The organism is Corynebacterium genitalium ATCC 33030, assembly GCF_000143825.1.
In the GTDB taxonomy this organism is placed as follows: domain Bacteria; phylum Actinomycetota; class Actinomycetes; order Mycobacteriales; family Mycobacteriaceae; genus Corynebacterium; species Corynebacterium genitalium.
In genome coordinates this window covers 1,496,873-1,513,546 of record NZ_CM000961.1, presented here as the reverse complement: position 1 = coordinate 1,513,546, position 16,674 = coordinate 1,496,873, and the positions used below count along the sequence as shown (strand labels likewise).

The window sequence follows — 16,674 nt, the reverse complement described above, 5'->3', positions numbered from 1 at the left end:
CGCCCGGGCTCAGCCCACCTCAGCGATGCGCGCGTCGAGCGTTTCCCGCGCAACGCGCATGGTCAGCTCCGAGTTATACCCACGACGAGCCAACACGCCGACGACGCGGCGGAGCACCTTGTCGTACTCGGCGCGGTCTTCCGGCGGCGCCTTCACTTCGCGGACTTTCTTTTCCGCGACTACCCGCGCTTGAGCTTCCTCATCCTCGGCTGTGATCTGCGCGAGCGCTTCGGCACGCAGCGGCTCGGCAACGCCCTTGTTCCGCAGCTCGAGGTCAAGGGCGCGAGCGGACTTGCCCCGGGCAGTAGCGCGCTGGCGGACCCATTCGTGGGCGAAGGATGCGTCGTCGATAAGCCCGCTCGACTCTAAGGCGCCCAGCACCTCGTCGATGAGGTCCGGCTCGAACTGCGGCTCTGGCCCCGTGCCCACCAGCCGCTCGCGCAGCTCGTGGCGCGAGCGGGAGCGCTGGTCCAACAACCGCAGTGCTTTCTCGCGGATGCGCGAGGTTTCCTTCTCGTGGGCTTCGTCGATAAGCGGGGCGTGTTGGCCCGCCGCATACTCGTCGAGCGCTTCCTGCAGCTTGCGCAGCTTCTCCGGGTCAGGCGCGGGATAGTCCGGCACTACTCTTGAGCGGCGCCGGCGAGCTCGTCGGCTTCATCGTCGTCGAAGTCGATGTTGGGCACCATGTCCACCGGGTCGTCGGACAGCTGGTCCTGACCGGCGAACTCGCCCACCCCGAGCTTCTCGAAGATCTTGCGCTCCAACTCATTCGCCAGCTCCGGGTTCTCCTTCAAGAAAATGCGCGCCTTTTCCTTGCCCTGGCCCAGCTGATCGCCCTCGTAGGTGAACCACGAACCGGACTTCTTGATGATCCCGTTGTCCACACCCATGTCGATGATCGACGACTCGCGCGAGATGCCTTCGCCGTACATGATGTCGAACTCGGCGACCTTGAACGGCGGGGAAACCTTGTTCTTCACGATCTTCAGGCGCGTGCGGTTACCGATCGAGTCCTGTCCGTCCTTGAGCGTCTGGATGCGGCGGACATCGCACCGCACGGACGCGTAGAACTTCAGGGCCTTACCACCGGTGGTGGTCTCCGGCGAGCCGAACATGACGCCAATCTTCTCACGCAGCTGGTTAATGAAGATGGCGGTGGTGCCGGAGTTGTACAGCGCACCCGTCATCTTGCGCAGCGCCTGGGACATCAAGCGGGCCTGGAGGCCGACGTGGCTGTCGCCCATTTCGCCTTCGATCTCAGCCTTCGGGGTCAGGGCGGCGACGGAGTCGATGACGATCATGTCGATCGCGCCGGAACGCACCAGCATGTCCGCAATCTCCAGCGCCTGCTCACCGGTGTCCGGCTGGGAAACCAGCAAGTTGTCGGTGTCCACGCCGAGCTTCTTGGCGTACTCCGGGTCCAGCGCGTGCTCCGCGTCGATGAACGCTGCGATGCCGCCAGCGCGCTGAGCTTCTGCGATGGCGTGCAGCGCCACCGTGGTCTTACCGGACGACTCCGGGCCGTAGATCTCGACAATGCGGCCGCGTGGCCACCCGCCAATGCCCAGCGCCACGTCGACGGCAGTGTTGCCGGAGGAAATCGCCTGGATCGGCGGGCGGTTATCGTCGCCCAGGCGCATAATGGCGCCCTTGCCGAAGTCCTTCTCGATCATGGCCATCGCCGCGTCGAGCGCGTTTTGGCGGTCGTTGCCTGTGTTGCTTGCCTTCTTCTTCGTCGCCATCGCGTGGTCAGTCCTTTCGCTAATAACTGTGCTGTCTGTGCTGTTATCTGGGTCGGTTACGGTCTGCATATTTCGTTAGACCGCCGAAGACCCGTTTCCGGTTCCCCGTTGTCAGAAACTCAATCTACTTTGGCAACGGACATTGTTTCGAATATACACGCACGAATGTTCGAAAAGAAAGTTTCCGTCGCGTCACTCCCCTGGCTTATCCACGCCCAACCTGCGCTCTTCCGGCACGTCAAACGCCTCGCACAGCCCCTCCCACACGTAGCGCGGATCGACTCCACTTTCGATCAGCTCCTCCGCCGTCTTACCCTCCCCGGGAAAGACGTGGGATGACACGACCCACTGGCCTTTCGCGTCACCGAACTCGTCGTGGATTAGCTGTTGGAATTCCGTCAAGCGCATGCGGCCAAGGATACGCGCACCGCCGTTCGCTTATCGACGGCCATTGCCCAACCCCATATAAGACTGCCCGGCAACGGGACACGTTCTTTGAGTTTGCTCACTGTAGTGCGCAAACATCCCTTGCCAGCCATGGTGAGGCCCACTTAGCGTGAGGGCGTGAACTTACTTGACTTCCTCACCAGCATCGGGGTGGACGACCTCGCGGGTTTCGACCGCGATGCCTTCCTCGCGGCCGGCCTTGCACCAGCCCGGGTAGCCGAGCTGACCTTGGTGCATGCGGCCTACTACGGGCCAGCACGGTCGTCGTCGTTAGCCGTGGCGCAGCGCGACGCCGCCGACGCCGCCCGGTCGGGCGGGGTGTGCGTCGACATGCTCGCCCAGATCGAACGCTCCATCAAGCACGTCACCTCCGACGTCGAGCGCGCCGGGTTCCGGGCAAAGCTCATCGCTGCGGCTGCCAGCACCGTAACAACGTGTGCGGGGCTGGCGCGCTACGCCAAGGCGATTCTTCCGGCGAAAGAAGTCAACCCGCGCAAGGGCGTGTCATTCGGCGCATCGGTCAAGGGGATGCGCACGGCAGTCATCACCGCCTGCGAGCACGTCATGGCGGCGCTCGAAGCGACGCTGCGCTCGAACATTTCTCGCGATTTGCCGGCCGCGCCGCAGATGGCCGACGCCTTCGAAGAGCTGATGCGCTCAGGCGCAGGAGTCCCCGAGGCGGCACCGCGGCCGACCATCATCGTCCCCGCCCCTGACCTGGCGCAGATTCACGCCGGCAAGGGTGATGACGTCCTCCTAGGCTTGACCGACGGCACCACCATCACTGGCAAGGACTTCCTGGCACAGTACTTCCAGAATCCCGCCTACGGCCTTGAGGCCGCCCTGTTCCACCCAACCGAGGGCCCGCTCAACCATTACCGGGACCTGCGTTTCGCGTCGGAGAAGCAGCGCACCCTGGCCAAAATCACTCAGCCTATCTGCGCGAACCCGGATTGCCGGATGCCCGCCGACCTCTGCCAAGTCCACCACGTCGACCCGTGGAAAAACGGCGGTGTCACCAACATTGACAACTTGGCCATCGTCTGCGAGTACCACAACCGCGTCAACGACGATGATCCCCACATCAGCAAGCGCGGCCGCATCGAGATCCGCGCGGGCCGCCCGGTGTACGTCTCACCGAGGGGCTACCCGCGGACGAACACGAAGCATCCGTACGGAGCAATGGACGCGCTCTTCGGCACCGTGCAGTACGCCGCAGCGAGCTAACGCAGGGTTCCCCGCGCAGCACCTCTTGAACGGTGTTCAATTGGGTCCGCTATTGTGTTGTCCATGACGACAACGACTGACACCACTGCCCGCGGCAACGGCAGCTCTAGTACCGCGCTCGATATCGCCTACGTCGCAGTCTTCGCCGCCCTGATCGCCGTGCTCGGTTTCTTGGCCATCCCGGTCGGCGCTGCCGGTGTGCCGATTGTCTTACAGAACGCCGCCACCATCCTCGCCGGCCTCGTCCTCGGTGCCCGTCGGGGGTTCCTTGCCACCGGCCTGTTCCTTCTCGTGGGACTTTTTCTTCCGGTTCTCGCCGGCGGCCGCACCGTCATTCAAGCTTTCGCGGGCGTGACAATCGGATATCTGGTCGGTTACCTCATCGGTGCCTTCATCGCTGGTCTGATCGCCTACCGCTCCCCCTGGGTGAAGAAGGGCGCGACCGTGGCCATATTCATTCTCGCCGGCGTGGTCGCCCTCGCTTTGCAGTACCTCTTCGGTTCGCTGGGCATGATGTGGCGCGCGGACATGAGCTTCGGCGCGGCGATCGCCGCCCAGGGCGCGTTCGTTCTCCCCGATTTGGGCAAGCTCGCCGTCATGATCGCCATCGCGCTTGCTGTCCACGCGGCATTCCCGCAACTGCGCCGCAGCTAGGCGTGCACCGTGCCCACAATCACGTTCGACCGCGCGTGCGTCGCCTACGACGGCTCGGTCATTCTCCAGCCGCTGTCCTTCGAGCTGTCTGAGCAGCGCATCGGCATCATCGGCTCCAACGGTTCAGGCAAGTCGACGTTGGTGCGCATGGTCAACGGTCTCATTGAGCCGACGTCGGGCGCCGTGCGTTACGACGGACTAGCCACCCACTCCCACGGCAAAGACATCCGCCGCCGGGTAGGGTTCATCTTCTCCGATGCCGAAGCCCAGATCGTCATGCCGCGGGTCCGCGACGACATCGCCTTCTCTCTGCGCCGGTTCAAACTGCCCAAACAGGAGGTCAACGCCCGAGTCGACGAGATGCTGGAACGTTTCCAGCTCGGCGACCGCGCCGAAAACTCGCCCCACACCCTCTCCGGCGGCGAAAAGCAGATGCTCGCGCTAGCCGCCGTGCTCGTCATCGAACCGGAGACGATCATTGCGGACGAACCAACCACCCTTCTGGACCTGCGTAACCGGCGCCGGATTATTCAGGAGTTGGAGGGGTTGGACCAGCAGTTGATCGTCGTCACGCATGACCTGGAGATGCTCGACAACTTCGACCGCGTGCTGTGCATCAACGACAGTGAGCTCGTCTACGACGGCCCTCCCGCTGACGCGGTCGCGTTCTACCGCGATTTGATGAAGCGCACGCCATGAGCCTGCGAGAACTCCCGCTCGGTGTTTACGTGCCCGGCGACACACTGCTGCACCGCGCGTCCCCAACTGCGAAGTTCGTCGCGCTCGTCGTGTTCATCATCCTCGTGGTGTGGCTGCCCACCCAGCCGTGGCATGCGCTGGGTGTCCTTGCTGGCATCTTCGGCTTCTACGCCATTGCCGGCATTCCGGTGGACACAGCATGGCGGCAAGTCGCCCCGGTCCTGCCGATCATGGCGTTCCTCGGCGCATTCATGTGGTGGCAGAACGGGTGGATGAACATGCTCACCACCTTGGTCGGGCTGATTGCCACCTTCATGGCGGCCACGTTGCTGACCCTGACGACCACCATCGAGGAACTCATGGAGGCCCTCGAGTCGAACATGGCGCCGCTCGCACGCATCGGGGTGCCGGTGGACACGATCAGCCTGGCTATCGCCCTGACCATCCGTCAGATCCCGCTGCTGTTCAACACCGCCAATGAGTCCCTAGACGCGCGAAAAGCCAGGGGCGCGAATACGTCGCTCCTGGCTTTCGGGACTCCGCTGGTGATCCGCAGCGTTCGCCGCGCTCAGCTCACGGGTGAGGCGCTCATGGCGCGAGGAGCCGTCGATTAGCGGCTTCGCCGCAGGGGTTTTTAGTGATCGCCGCGCAGCTCACGCATGCGCTCTGCGACAGCATCGCTAGACACGTCCGGCGCATCGGTGTTGGACTGGTAGCCACCCTGAATCTGCGGCTGCTGGCTCGGCGCCTGGTTGGCCTGCGGCAGAGCCTGCTGCTGACCGGACTCGAGAGCGCCACCGCCCATTTCTGCGCGGATCTGCTCGAGACGGGAGTGGCCGGCCATCTGGATGCCTGCCTGCTCCACCTCAGCCATGCGGCCCTGGACGGAGTTCTGTGCCAGTTCAGCCTGGCCGAGTGCGTTGGAGTAGCGGCGCTCGATCTTCTCGCGGACCTGGTCCAGGTTCGGCTGGTTGCCGCCGGTGATGGAGTTCATGGACTGCAGGGACTCGGCGACCTTCTCCTGCATCTTGGCCTGCTCCAGCTGGGACAGAAGCTTGGAGCGCTCAGCGACCTGCTGCTGGAGCTGCATGGAGTTGCGCTCGACGGCCTGCTTAGCCTGCTGTGCCTGCTGCAGCGCCTGATCGTGCAGAACCTTGGTGTCCTCCACGCCCTGCTCCGCGGTGACCAGCTGGGCGGCGAAAGCCTCGGCCGCGTTTTCGTACTCGGTGGCCTTCTGCATGTCGCCCTCGGACCGTGCCTTGTCGGACAGCTGCAGCGCCTGCTTGGTGTTCGCCTGCAGCTTCTCGACATCCGCCAGACGGCGGTTGAGCTGCATCTCCAGCTGGCGCTGGTTGCCGATCACGGCAGCTGCCTGCTGGCTCAGGGCCTGGTGCTGGCGCTGGGCTTGGCCAATCGCCTGCTCGATCTGGATCTTCGGGTCTGCGTTCTCCTCGATCTTGTTATCGAAGAGGGCCATGAGGTAGTTCCAGAACTTGGTGAACGGGTTAGCCATGAGTGTTCGAGCCTTTCTGCGGCGATGTCTAAAGAATCTTTAACGCCTACATGGTAGCCGAGTGGTGCCAGCCGTGCGCGGGAGAACGCGGCGAACAGGCAGCGCTTAGACCTCGGCGGCTGCCGGCGGGGTGTGAGCCAGTTCGTCGGCCATCGCCTGCAGCGACAGGTTCGCTGCTGCCTCGAGCAGCAGATCGGACACGGTGGTATCAAGCGCCAGGCACACGGAGGCGAGCAGCTCGGAGGAGACTTCCTTCCGGCCGCGTTCGAGCTCGGAGAGGTAGCCCGGCGACACGCGCGCCTGCGTGGCCAGTTCGCGCAGGGTCACTCCCTTATCTGCACGGAAAGCGCGCAGGGACATGCCGAGCGCCTCACGCAGCAGCGGTTCACGAATGCGTGTCGACGTCGCCGGCTGCTCCACCGGAGCAGCATGTGCGGGCTGGTATTTGAGCGTTGTTGTAGTTGCCATCGTGTTATTCAACGGTTGGTCGGCAGATATTGTTCCCGTCGTGTTCCCGACAGTCTAGCGCCTGCTCACACCCTCGATTTCATAGCGCAGGGCGAACATGGCGGCGAGCACAGCGTTCTCGCGAATTTGTTGACGGTTCCCTGCCACGACCCGCTGCGGGGTCGCAGACCACGGGACGAGCGAGTACCGCACCGCGTTCGGGTAGTCGAGCGCGAGAATGCCGGCGGCTCTCGTCGCGGCGGTACGCCGCGGCCCCGATACCCCGATGTACACCTCTCCCACGGGGTGATCGTCCTGGCTGTCGGGTCCTGCGACGCCGGTCAGCGCTACGCCCCAGTTGGCACCGCACGCTGTTCTCGCTCCGCGCGCCATGTGGCGTGCCGTCGCCGAGTGGATCGGGCCGTGCAGATCCAGCACCGCCTCGGGCACACCGGCGAGTGTTTCCTTCAGGTCTGTCGCGTAGGTGACCAGGCCGCCGCGCAGCACATCGGACGCGCCCGGCACGGAGGCAACGGTGGCGGTGGCCAGCCCGGCCGTGAGAGATTCGCAAAGCGCCAGAGTTTCTTTCCGCCGACGCAGCGCGTCGATAATGTCGGCTGCGAGTGCCTCCGCGACACGAATCTGGACGCTGCGCTCGACATCGACCTGTTCGATCCGGGGGACTAGGGAGCGGGTCATGCGGAGGCCTTACCTGCTGCGTTGGCCCGCGCACCGTCGACAAGATATTGCACGCCCGTGACCACGGTGACCGCGACCGCGATGAGCATTACCGCCAGCGTCGGAATGTCCATCCAGCCAGGCAGCGGGCACAGGTACATAGCCACACCGACGGTCTGCAGGACGGTCTTGAGCTTTCCGCCTTTCGACGCTGGGACCACCTTGCCTTGCCGGAGCATCCACATCCGCCAGAACGTGATCCCCAGTTCGCGGACCAAGATGACCACGGTGATCCACACCGGCAGGTTGCTGGCGATGTTCAAGGTGACCAGCGCCGTGATCATCAGCGCCTTGTCGGCGATGGGGTCGGCGATCTTGCCGAAGTCCGTGATCAGCCCCCGTGAACGCGCGATGTCCCCGTCGAGCTTGTCGGTGATCATGAGTGCGACAAACACCCCGAACGCCCACCACCACTGCTGGGAAAGCACCAGCCACGCGAAAACTGGCGTGAACAGGATACGCAGCGAGGTCAGAATGTTGGGCAGGTTCCAGTTGGACTGTTTGGGTGCTGGTTCGGTCACAGTTCTAACCCTACATCCCTAGACTCGGGGTCCATGACGTACTACGCAGTGACCTACACCTATGGTGAGCGCTCGCTCATCAGCGCCACCCGCCCCCGCCACCGCGACTACATGACCGCCCTGAAGGACGATGGCATCGTGGTCGCGGCCGGGCCGTTCGAGGGCGACGCCCAGTCGCTTATTCTCTTCCGCGTGGCGGACCGAGCGGCGCTCGAGGAGATTCTCGCCGCGGACCCCTACACCGAGGCGGGCGCGCTCGCGGACCGCGAAATCCGCGAGTGGAACCCGGTGATCAACGCGTTCTAGCTCCGCCTCCGGCGGTTACGCTTGCTGGCCGCCGCGTGAGACGTCGAGGTGGCCGGTGTCGCGCGATCCAGTGGCGGTGTGGTCGCCCTTGCCGGACGTCGCAGGATCATCAATCCACTCGAGGTGGTTGCCGTCTGGGTCGACCTTGCGGCGGTTGCCGTGGTCGTCGTAATCGATGTGGAACTGCGGGCCGTTCGGGTCCTTTTCGCCGTTCTTGACCATCTGGCGTTCTTTGATCAGAGAGGCGATGGCGGTAATGGCCAGCACGCCGACAATCACAACGAGCGAGGTGACCGTGCCAATCTCAGGCACTGCAAAGCCTTCGCCGCCGTTGATGAACGGCAGGTTGTTCTCATGCAGGGCGTGGAGCAAAAGCTTGATTCCGATGAATACCAGTACCACGGCCAGGCCGTATGGCAGGTACACCAGCTTGTCCAGCAAACCGTTGAGCAGGAAGTACAGCTGGCGCAGGCCGAGCAGCGCGAATGCGTTTGCGGTGAAGACGAGGAACGGTTCGGTGGTGATACCGAAGATGGCTGGGATGGAATCGAAGGCGAACATCACGTCGATGAAGCCGATTGCCAGCAAGGCCACGAACAGCGGGGTGACGGCCTTCTTGCCTGCTTCGGTGACAGACATGAGCTTGTCGCCGTGGTAGGACTGCGTCACCGGAATAGCCTTGCGCAGCGTCTTGACCACCAGCATGTCGTTCGGGTCGGTCTCAGGTTGATCGGTGGCCTCGTCGTACACCAGCTTGATCGCCGTGTAGAGCAGGAACGCGGCGAAGATGTAGAACACCCACGACCACGCCGAGATGATCACAGCGCCCAGCAGAATGAAGATCAGACGGAACACGAGCGCCATGACGATACCGATGAGCAGCACCTTCTGCTGGTACGCGCGCGGAATCTTGAAGGCGCCCATGATCAGCGCGAAGACGAAGAGGTTATCCACCGACAGCGACAGCTCGGTGATGTAACCGGTGAAGAATTGCACACCGTGCTCCGCGTCCCACTGCCACCAGACAATGCCGCCGAAGATCGCCGCCATGGTCATGTAGAACGCTGCCCAACCACCGGATTCCTTCATGGAGGGCTCGTGCGGAGTGCGGACGTGGGAGACGAAGTCAAAGATGAAGAAGCCGAGGATGACTGCCGACGTGACAAGCCAGATCCACAAAGGGACGTGCATGATGTGACCTCCGGTCAAAACGGGTACGGACCGGAGGTCTCCCCCACCTGCGCGTTGCGACGGCGGGCCGCCTGGACCGGGCAACGCGCGACCATGCGGCCGCCCGTCGAACCGTGTTGACGATCCAAGGCGCTTTCGGGGTACTCCCCTCCAACGGATGGCAATACTACACCGCCCAGCTTGAACACGCACCATCGGCGCGCGGCGGTGTGCTACCTAGAACGCTCCGCCGGATGGGTTGTACGTGGCCTTGACAGTTTTCGTGTCGCCTTCGGCATCCGACGACGGAGTCGCATCGCCGTCGTCGGCGGCACCGTCGGTGGCATCGGAGGCGTCGTCAAGCACTTCCTTGGGCGCGTCTGCCGGATCTGCACCCTTGATCATCCACAAGATGGTGTCCAGCTCTTCCGGCTTGACCAGCACCTCGCGGGCCTTTGAGCCTTCGGACGGGCCGACGACGCCGCGGGTTTCCATCAGGTCCATCAAGCGGCCGGCCTTGGCAAAGCCGATGCGCAGCTTGCGCTGCAGCATGGACGTGGAGCCGAGCTGGGAGGTGACCACGAGTTCGACGGCCTCGAGGAGGTCGTCCATGTCCTTGCCGATCTCCTCGTCAATGTCCTTCTTCTCGGCAGCTTTCTCCTCGGTGACACCCTCGGTGTAGTGCGGCTCGCCCTGCTCCTTGACGGCGTCCACAACGGCCTGGATTTCCTCATCGGACACGAACGCGCCTTGCAGACGCTGCGGTTTGCCAGCGCCCTGCGGGATGAACAGGCCGTCACCCATACCGATGAGCTTCTCGGCGCCGCCCTGATCCAGGATGACGCGGGAGTCCGTGAGAGAGGACGTCGCAAAGGCGAGACGTGACGGCACGTTCGTCTTGATCAGGCCGGTGACCACGTCGACAGACGGGCGCTGCGTGGCCAGCACCAGGTGGATGCCCGCCGCGCGGGCCTTCTGGGTGATGCGGACAATCGAATCCTCGATCTCCTTCGGCGCGGTCATCATCAGGTCCGCGAGCTCGTCGACAACGCAGATGATGAGCGGGTACGGACGCATTTCACGCTCGGACCCCGGAGGTGCCTGCAGCTCGCCGGAGCGGACCTTCTTGTTGAAGTCCTTGATGTGGCGCACGCGCGCGGACTTCATGTCCATGTAGCGCTGCTCCATCTCTTCAACCAGCCACTGCAGGGCGGCCGCGGCCTTCTTCGGCTGCGTAATGATCGGGGTGATCAGGTGCGGGATGCCTTCGTACGGGGTGAGCTCGACCATCTTCGGGTCAACGAGGATCAGGCGCACCTCTTCCGGCGTCGCACGCGTCAGCAGTGACACCAGCATCGAGTTCACAAACGCCGACTTACCGGAACCGGTCGAACCCGCCACCAGCAGGTGCGGCATCTTCTGCACCGACGCGGACACGAAATCGCCTTCGATGTTCTTGCCCAGGCCGATGAGCATCGGGTCATGGTCGCCACGCACATTCGGCGCTTCGAGCACGTCGCGCAGGCGGACCATCTCACGGTCGGCGTTGGGGACCTCAATACCCACAGCGGACTTGCCGGGAATCGGGGTGAGCAGACGGACGTTGTCGGTTGCCACAGCGTAGGCCAGGTTGGACTGCAAGTTCGTGATCTTGGAGACCTTCACACCAGGGCCGAGCTCGACCTCATAACGCGTGACTGTCGGTCCGCGCGAGAACCCGGTCACGCGGGCGTCGACATTGAACTCCTCGAAGACATCGGTGATCGCCTCGATCATCCGGTCATTGGCCTCAGTGCGTGTCTTCGGCGCTTGGCCAGCCACGAGCAAGCTTGTCGACGGCACCGTGTAATCCGTCTGCGACCACGTCTCCGGCTCACGCGCCTGAGGTTGGTCAGCGGCGTCACCCTTGTCGGCCTGGCCGGACTTCGCCTTCTCCTTCTCCGAGTTCGGAGTAGATGCGGGCACAGCCGATGCGTCAATGCCGGAGCGAGCGATGATCGCCTGGCGCATCTGCTCACGCGACTGCGCGACAGGGTCTGCAGAGTCAGCAGCGTCAGCGGTGTCCGTTGCGTGGGTGTCGGCACCGTCAATGTCAGTGCCGTCGATGTCGTCGTCCACGGTGGTCGGTGCGACAGCGACCTTCTTGCGGGTCGAACGCTTCTTCCGCGGTGGTTCTGCCTGCGGGTCCAGCACTTGGGTGCGGTTAGCGCCACCGCCACGGTCGACCTGGTCGTAGTCGTCGTAGTCGTCGTAGTTGCTGTCGGTGGGGACGTCGAAAAGCGTGGGCTCTACGCGAGCGCTGGACCCGCGCGGGCGGCGTGAGCGACCCTCGGCGATGTTATCGAGGTCGTCTTCGACATGGCCGTACATGTCATCGTCGGCGAGGTCGTCCTCCGGGTCGGGCGTGCGCGCATTGTCAGCGATGCTGCGGAACAGTGCGCGGATGTAGTCGAAGGATTCACGCACGGTAATACCCGTAGCCAACAGCGCAGCGTAGACGATGACGAGAATCAGCAGCGGCACAGCGACGTACGGGCTAAAGCCTGCGCTGAGCGGGCCACCGACGAAAGCGCCGATCGCACCCCCGGCGACGCGTCGGCCTTCCCATGTTTCGGGCGTTCCGGCGAAGATGTGGATCAGACCGAGCATGCAGATGCCGATGATGGTCAGACCCAAACCGCTGTGCGCGCGCTCGGACGCGTTCGACCCCAGGCGGAGCATGATCGCGATGGCAACGCAGACGAGGATCACGGGCAGCACGAGAGCGCCGGCACCAATGACCCAGTGGGTCCCGTTCGCAATGGCCGCCCCGACCGGGCCGGCAATATCCAACCACACCGAAGCGCCAAGGATCGCCGCTAGGCCGATGAGCACAAGGCCGACCGCGTCAACGCGTCGGCCGTTGAGCCCCACGGCGGCGTCGGCATAATCAGCGTCAGCAGAACGGGAATCAGCTGCCGGTTCCGTTGCGGGAGAAGTGTCGCGCGTCGTCCGCTTGCGCCGTGTCGACTTCGGGGTGGTCTCGTCGGCGTAGGCCTCTTCAGGGGTCAAGGCGCGGGATCCGCGGCCAGTGGTGGGCTGATCGTCGTCAAGCAAGTTTTCGTCGCGGCGCTTACGGCCGCGCCCACCGCTGGCTCCCCCACCAACGGCCCGGAATGAGCTGGTGGCCCCGCGAGCGGCGTTGCCCAGCCCGCGCCCGACGGCGCCGACAGCAGAGCCGACACGCTCGTTGGCGGTGTCGGCTGCACGTGTGGAGCCGGTGGAATCGGACGTAGAGCGGCCACGGTACGGGCGAGTTCCGCCGGTGTCGCGCGCGCCGCCGCGGCGCTGGGTACTGGTGACAGACATGGCCACCATGTTAATGGCCAGCACACCTCAAGTCACATACGCCACACCGGTTTCAGTGGTTCAATGATTGAGAATGCGCGTCAAGCCTAAAGACTAGAACTGGCGCTTCACTTCCTGGATGTCCGCCTCGTTGCCCTCGATTTCGACCTGGACAGCGTCGCGGCCGGTGACCCAGAGCAGCAACTCGCCCGGCTCGCCTTTCACGCGCACGACACGGTCGCCTTGCTCAGCCAGACCGCGCTTGCCGCCGAGCGTGACGGGAGGGTGGTTCGGTGGAGTGAGCACCACCGGCACGTCGGAGGACGTCAAGGCCATCTTCCCCATCATCTTGGCTGCGCCCATCAGCTTCGTCTCGACAGCGCGAGAGAACTCGCGCGGTTCTACGGTGCCGGAACCGCGACGCACGTCCTCATGGTGGATGAAGTTCTCGGAGACGTTCATGAAGCTGTCCAGAGGCTTGATGTGCAGCGGTGGTCCCGCCGCCCACTCGTTGACCAAGTGCTCATACGACTCTTGCTGCTTGGCTTTCTCCTGCGCAGATCGAGTCAGGTCCTTGAGGGCCGATACGACGTACCCACCCGCGAGGTGCGTGCGGTGCTCGCGGATGAACAGGTGGGCTGCTAGGTCATAGGTAGTCCAGCCCTCGCACAAAGTCGGGGCGTCGGGGCCGACCTCGAGCATGAGTTCGGCGAGCTTCTCGCGTTCTTTTTGCTGAAACGACATGAGCCCCAGCCTAGCGCGGCTGGGGCGAGCGAGTCTGTGCGCATCTACCGCCCAGATGACAAGGAAACGCCCTGCCGTTACTACGGCAGGGCGCGTCGATAAGCAATGCTCGTCTACAGCGACTCGCGGGACTCCGCGATCTCCTCGGGCGACGCCGGGGTGATGTCGTCGGTGTTCATCGGCACCACGGTCGGCAGAATGACTGGCTCGCGCTTGTACTTCTGCTCGATGGTGCGGGAAATGCGCCGGCGCAGCTGCTGCACCATGCGGTACGGGTCATTCTCACCCTCGGCAGCCAGGTCAGACATGGTGGTCTCCACCAGCTCCTGGATGACCGGGACGACACCACGATCATCGTCGATGAGACCTGTGGTAGACACCTTCGGCTTCTCGATGAGGCTGCCTGTGCGGTCGTCGATCAGACAGGTAATGGAGATGACACCGCCGGACGCCAGTGAAGTGCGGTCTGCCAGAACATCCGGGTCGACATCGCCCATGGTGGTGCCATCAACGTAGAGGTGACCAACCTGGTACTGGCCAGCGACCGTGATCTTGCCGTCGACCATGTCCACGACCACACCGTTCTGCGCCAGAACAGTGTTCTCTGGCTTCACGCCAGTCGCAATTGCCAGCTCCTTGTTGGCACGCAGGTGGCGCCACTCACCGTGGACCGGCATGGCATTACGCGGGCGAGCAATGTTGTAGAGGAACAGTAGCTCGCCGGCGTAACCGTGACCGGACGCGTGGACGTGAGCATCCTCGTTGGTCACCACCGTCGCACCGATCTGAGCGAGGTTGTTGATCACAGCGAAGACCGCTTCCTCGTTGCCCGGAATGAGCGAGGAGGACAGGATGATCAGGTCGCCGTCACGTACCGTGATCTGGCGGTGTTCGCGGCGCGACATGCGCGACAGCGCCGCCATCGGCTCACCCTGCGTACCGGTGGTGATGAGCATGACGCGGTGCGGGGCCATCTTCGCGGCCTCTTCGATCGGGATGATCGTGCCGCGTGGAGCCTTGAGCATGCTCATCTTCTCCGCGATCTCCATGTTGCGGATCATGGAGCGGCCGTTGAAGGCGACCTTGCGGCCCGACGCCACCGCAGCGTTGATCGCCATTTGCACGCGGGACACGTTCGAGGCGAAGGATGCGAGGACGACGCGCTGCTTCGCACCCTGGACTAGGCGGATCAGTGTCTCCTCGATGCCAGCCTCCGAACTGGAGATGCCCGGAATGGTGGCGTTCGTGGAGTCGCAGAGGAACAGGTCGATGCCCTCGTCGCCGTAGCGGGCCAGCGCGGGCAGGTCCGTCGGCTTGTTGTCGTACGGGGTCATGTCCAGCTTGATGTCACCGGTCATGCATACGGTGCCGGCACCGGTCTTGATCACCACACCGAGGCAGTCCGGAATCGAGTGGCCTACGCGCCAGAAGCGCAGGTTGAACGGGCCTGCTGTGATCTCCGACTTCTCGTTGACCTCGTGCAGCTTCGGCTTCTGGCGGTGTTCGCGGGTCTTGGCCGCGATGAGCGCGTTGGTGAAGCGCGCGGAGTAAATCGGGATGTCCGGGCGCAGCTTGAGCAGCCACGGAATCGCGCCGATGTGGTCCTCGTGCCCGTGCGTGACCACGAGCGCGTCAACCTTATCCAGCTTGTTCTCGATCGGACCGAAGTCCGGCAGGATGAGATCCACACCCGGCTCGTCCGAAGACGGGAAGAGCACACCGCAGTCCACAATGAGCAGGCGACCGTTGTACTCGAACACGGTCATGTTGCGGCCAATCTCAGAGATGCCGCCGAGCGCGTAAATACGCAGCGCACCGTTTGCCGGCTTCTGCGGGGCGGGCAGACGCTTCGTCAGGTCCGCACCCTGCATCGACTTCATTGGGTTACGGCGGTTGTCACCGCGGCCTCCCCCACGGCCGCCACGTCCGCGTCCACGGCCACGGTTGTTGCCACCGCCGCCATTTCCGCCGTTGCCACCGTTTCCGCCGCGGTTGTTGCCAGAGCGGTTACCGCCGTTGTTCGAACCGCCACCGTTGCCGCCGTTGTCGTTCTTGCCGTTGCCGCCGCCGTTATTGTTGGAGCCCTGGTTATCCCGGCCCCCACGGTCGTTGCCGGCATCGGCATTGTTGTCGGCGGGCGGGGTGTCCGGGGTCTGGAACACCGGTTGCTGGTCGCCAGCCTCTGGCGGGCCCGCCTTGCGGGACACCTTGCGGGAGCGGTTACGGGATTCATTCATACTTAAAGGACTCCAGCCTTTTCCATGTCACGTCGCAGCGCCTCCAGCTGCTTCTCGTCGGGTGCGACGATGGGCAGACGGGGGTCTCCGACCTCGATGCCCTGCAAGCGCAGGGCTGCCTTTGCAAATGTCACTCCACCAAGCACGGCCTGCTGTCCAGCAAGCACGCACATGGTGTTGGCGTTGATTTCCCGAGCTCGGGCGAGGTCGCCTTCCTCGAAGCTTGTCACCATTTCTCTCATCAACCCTGGTGCGGCGTGCGCAATCACGGAGATCACACCGATCGCGCCGAGGGAGAACCACGGCAGGTTGAGAACGTCGTCGCCAGAGTACCAGTCCAGCCCCGTGTCATTGATAATCGCGGTGGCCTCCAGCATGTCGCCCTTCGCATCCTTCACGGCTTTGACGGTAGGCAGTTCCGCCAACGCGCGGATGGTGTCGCCGGCGATGGGGATCGCGGAGCGGCCGGGAATGTCGTAGAGGCAGATCGGTAGTTCCGTCGCCTCCGCCACAGCGCTGAAGTGAGCGAGAAGTCCCGCTTGGGACGGCTTGGAGTAGTACGGGGTGACAACCAGCAGGGAGTCTGCCCCGGCATCGCGGGAGGCCCGCGACAGCTCGATCGAGGAGCGGGTGTCGTTCGTGCCCGAGCCGGCCATGATCTTGACGCGGTCGCCGAGCTCCTCACGCACCGCTGTGATCAACTGGAGCTTCTCATCGGCGGACGTGGTCGGCGATTCTCCGGTCGTGCCACCCAAGATCAGCAGGTCGACCCCGTTGTCTACGAGGTGGGCCGCCAACCTCCGGCCTGTCTCGAGATCCAGGTCACCGTTGCTGTCGAACGGGGTGGCCATGGCGACGCCGACGGTTCCTAATTCATTCTTAGTAATGCCCATAGCTCAACA

17 protein-coding genes are annotated in these 16,674 nt (G+C 63.8%); 5 read left to right on the top strand and 12 right to left on the bottom strand.

The window, feature by feature from the left end:
- Positions 1-9 precede the first annotated feature (9 nt).
- The 3 genes from HMPREF0291_RS07110 to HMPREF0291_RS07100 form a co-directional block, all read right to left on the bottom strand.
- Positions 10-621, bottom strand: coding sequence for a regulatory protein RecX (locus tag HMPREF0291_RS07110; RefSeq protein WP_005289791.1), 612 nt, complete (start codon positions 619-621; stop codon positions 10-12).
- Complete coding sequence (gene recA / locus HMPREF0291_RS07105) at positions 621-1,742, bottom strand: recombinase RecA (protein WP_040423645.1); 1,122 nt, start codon at positions 1,740-1,742, stop codon at positions 621-623. The genes HMPREF0291_RS07110 and recA overlap by 1 nt, the downstream gene beginning before the upstream one ends.
- A gap of 192 nt (positions 1,743-1,934) precedes the next feature.
- Complete coding sequence (locus HMPREF0291_RS07100) at positions 1,935-2,150, bottom strand: DUF3046 domain-containing protein (protein WP_005289788.1); 216 nt, start codon at positions 2,148-2,150, stop codon at positions 1,935-1,937.
- 156 nt (positions 2,151-2,306) lie between these two features.
- Here HMPREF0291_RS07100 and HMPREF0291_RS11335 point away from each other — a divergent pair, with 156 nt between their 5' ends.
- From HMPREF0291_RS11335 to HMPREF0291_RS07080, 4 genes are all read left to right on the top strand, one after another.
- Entirely contained in the window at positions 2,307-3,416 is a 1,110-nt protein-coding gene (locus HMPREF0291_RS11335) for an HNH endonuclease signature motif containing protein (protein WP_005289786.1), read from the top strand.
- Between the two features lie 63 nt (positions 3,417-3,479).
- A complete protein-coding gene (locus tag HMPREF0291_RS07090; RefSeq protein WP_005289783.1) occupies positions 3,480-4,070 on the top strand; it encodes a biotin transporter BioY in 591 nt (196 codons plus the stop codon).
- A gap of 9 nt (positions 4,071-4,079) precedes the next feature.
- Positions 4,080-4,769, top strand: coding sequence for an energy-coupling factor ABC transporter ATP-binding protein (locus HMPREF0291_RS07085; RefSeq protein ID WP_005289781.1), 690 nt, complete (start codon positions 4,080-4,082; stop codon positions 4,767-4,769).
- Positions 4,766-5,383: an energy-coupling factor transporter transmembrane component T family protein gene (locus HMPREF0291_RS07080; protein ID WP_005289777.1), complete on the top strand. Its 618-nt coding sequence runs from the start codon at positions 4,766-4,768 to the stop codon at positions 5,381-5,383. The genes HMPREF0291_RS07085 and HMPREF0291_RS07080 overlap by 4 nt, the downstream gene beginning before the upstream one ends.
- A 20-nt stretch (positions 5,384-5,403) precedes the next feature.
- On the opposite strand, the gene HMPREF0291_RS07075 is transcribed toward HMPREF0291_RS07080, so the two are convergent.
- The 4 genes from HMPREF0291_RS07075 to pgsA all read right to left on the bottom strand — a co-directional run bounded on the left by HMPREF0291_RS07075 (position 5,404) and on the right by pgsA (position 7,988).
- Complete coding sequence (locus HMPREF0291_RS07075) at positions 5,404-6,282, bottom strand: PspA/IM30 family protein (RefSeq protein WP_005289774.1); 879 nt, start codon at positions 6,280-6,282, stop codon at positions 5,404-5,406.
- A 105-nt stretch (positions 6,283-6,387) separates the two neighbouring features.
- On the bottom strand, positions 6,388-6,750 hold the full coding sequence (locus HMPREF0291_RS07070; RefSeq protein WP_005289773.1) for a helix-turn-helix domain-containing protein: 363 nt from the start codon (positions 6,748-6,750) through the stop codon (positions 6,388-6,390).
- Positions 6,751-6,804: 54 nt separating this feature from the next.
- Positions 6,805-7,428, bottom strand: a complete 624-nt coding sequence (locus HMPREF0291_RS07065; RefSeq protein WP_005289771.1) for a CinA family protein — start codon at positions 7,426-7,428, stop codon at positions 6,805-6,807.
- On the bottom strand, positions 7,425-7,988 hold the full coding sequence (pgsA, locus tag HMPREF0291_RS07060; protein WP_005289769.1) for a CDP-diacylglycerol--glycerol-3-phosphate 3-phosphatidyltransferase: 564 nt from the start codon (positions 7,986-7,988) through the stop codon (positions 7,425-7,427). The genes HMPREF0291_RS07065 and pgsA overlap by 4 nt, the downstream gene beginning before the upstream one ends.
- A 33-nt stretch (positions 7,989-8,021) precedes the next feature.
- Between pgsA and HMPREF0291_RS07055 the strand changes: the two genes are divergently transcribed.
- On the top strand, positions 8,022-8,294 hold the full coding sequence (locus tag HMPREF0291_RS07055) for a YciI family protein (protein WP_005289767.1): 273 nt from the start codon (positions 8,022-8,024) through the stop codon (positions 8,292-8,294).
- Positions 8,295-8,309: 15 nt separating this feature from the next.
- Here the strand turns inward: HMPREF0291_RS07055 and HMPREF0291_RS07050 are convergent, their stop codons facing one another.
- From HMPREF0291_RS07050 to dapA, 5 genes are all read right to left on the bottom strand, one after another.
- On the bottom strand, positions 8,310-9,485 hold the full coding sequence (locus HMPREF0291_RS07050; RefSeq protein WP_005289765.1) for a TerC family protein: 1,176 nt from the start codon (positions 9,483-9,485) through the stop codon (positions 8,310-8,312).
- A 216-nt stretch (positions 9,486-9,701) separates the two neighbouring features.
- A complete protein-coding gene (locus HMPREF0291_RS07045) occupies positions 9,702-12,812 on the bottom strand; it encodes an FtsK/SpoIIIE family DNA translocase (RefSeq protein WP_040424383.1) in 3,111 nt (1,036 codons plus the stop codon).
- 93 nt (positions 12,813-12,905) lie between these two features.
- Complete coding sequence (locus HMPREF0291_RS07040) at positions 12,906-13,535, bottom strand: TIGR03085 family metal-binding protein (RefSeq protein ID WP_005289761.1); 630 nt, start codon at positions 13,533-13,535, stop codon at positions 12,906-12,908.
- A 113-nt stretch (positions 13,536-13,648) separates the two neighbouring features.
- Positions 13,649-15,772, bottom strand: a complete 2,124-nt coding sequence (locus tag HMPREF0291_RS07035; RefSeq protein WP_005289760.1) for a ribonuclease J — start codon at positions 15,770-15,772, stop codon at positions 13,649-13,651.
- Between the two features lie 2 nt (positions 15,773-15,774).
- The gene (dapA, locus tag HMPREF0291_RS07030) at positions 15,775-16,665 is read right to left on the bottom strand and encodes a 4-hydroxy-tetrahydrodipicolinate synthase (RefSeq protein ID WP_005289759.1); all 891 of its coding nucleotides are present in this window, start codon (positions 16,663-16,665) and stop codon (positions 15,775-15,777) included.
- Between the last annotated feature and the right edge of the window lie 9 nt (positions 16,666-16,674).

What these genes read in the sequence shown, in the direction of transcription:
- recA (WP_040423645.1), bottom strand. Translation starts at nt 1,742, where the DNA reads ATGGCGACGAAGAAGAAGGCAAGCAACACAGGCAACGACCGCCAAAAC.
- HMPREF0291_RS07100 (WP_005289788.1), bottom strand. Translation starts at nt 2,150, where the DNA reads ATGCGCTTGACGGAATTCCAACAGCTAATCCACGACGAGTTCGGTGAC.
- HMPREF0291_RS07090 (WP_005289783.1), top strand. Translation starts at nt 3,480, where the DNA reads ATGACGACAACGACTGACACCACTGCCCGCGGCAACGGCAGCTCTAGT.
- HMPREF0291_RS07080 (WP_005289777.1), top strand. Translation starts at nt 4,766, where the DNA reads ATGAGCCTGCGAGAACTCCCGCTCGGTGTTTACGTGCCCGGCGACACA.
- HMPREF0291_RS07075 (WP_005289774.1), bottom strand. Translation starts at nt 6,282, where the DNA reads ATGGCTAACCCGTTCACCAAGTTCTGGAACTACCTCATGGCCCTCTTC.
- HMPREF0291_RS07070 (WP_005289773.1), bottom strand. Translation starts at nt 6,750, where the DNA reads ATGGCAACTACAACAACGCTCAAATACCAGCCCGCACATGCTGCTCCG.
- HMPREF0291_RS07065 (WP_005289771.1), bottom strand. Translation starts at nt 7,428, where the DNA reads ATGACCCGCTCCCTAGTCCCCCGGATCGAACAGGTCGATGTCGAGCGC.
- HMPREF0291_RS07055 (WP_005289767.1), top strand. Translation starts at nt 8,022, where the DNA reads ATGACGTACTACGCAGTGACCTACACCTATGGTGAGCGCTCGCTCATC.
- HMPREF0291_RS07050 (WP_005289765.1), bottom strand. Translation starts at nt 9,485, where the DNA reads ATGCACGTCCCTTTGTGGATCTGGCTTGTCACGTCGGCAGTCATCCTC.
- HMPREF0291_RS07045 (WP_040424383.1), bottom strand. Translation starts at nt 12,812, where the DNA reads ATGTCTGTCACCAGTACCCAGCGCCGCGGCGGCGCGCGCGACACCGGC.
- HMPREF0291_RS07040 (WP_005289761.1), bottom strand. Translation starts at nt 13,535, where the DNA reads ATGTCGTTTCAGCAAAAAGAACGCGAGAAGCTCGCCGAACTCATGCTC.
- HMPREF0291_RS07035 (WP_005289760.1), bottom strand. Translation starts at nt 15,772, where the DNA reads ATGAATGAATCCCGTAACCGCTCCCGCAAGGTGTCCCGCAAGGCGGGC.
- dapA (WP_005289759.1), bottom strand. Translation starts at nt 16,665, where the DNA reads ATGGGCATTACTAAGAATGAATTAGGAACCGTCGGCGTCGCCATGGCC.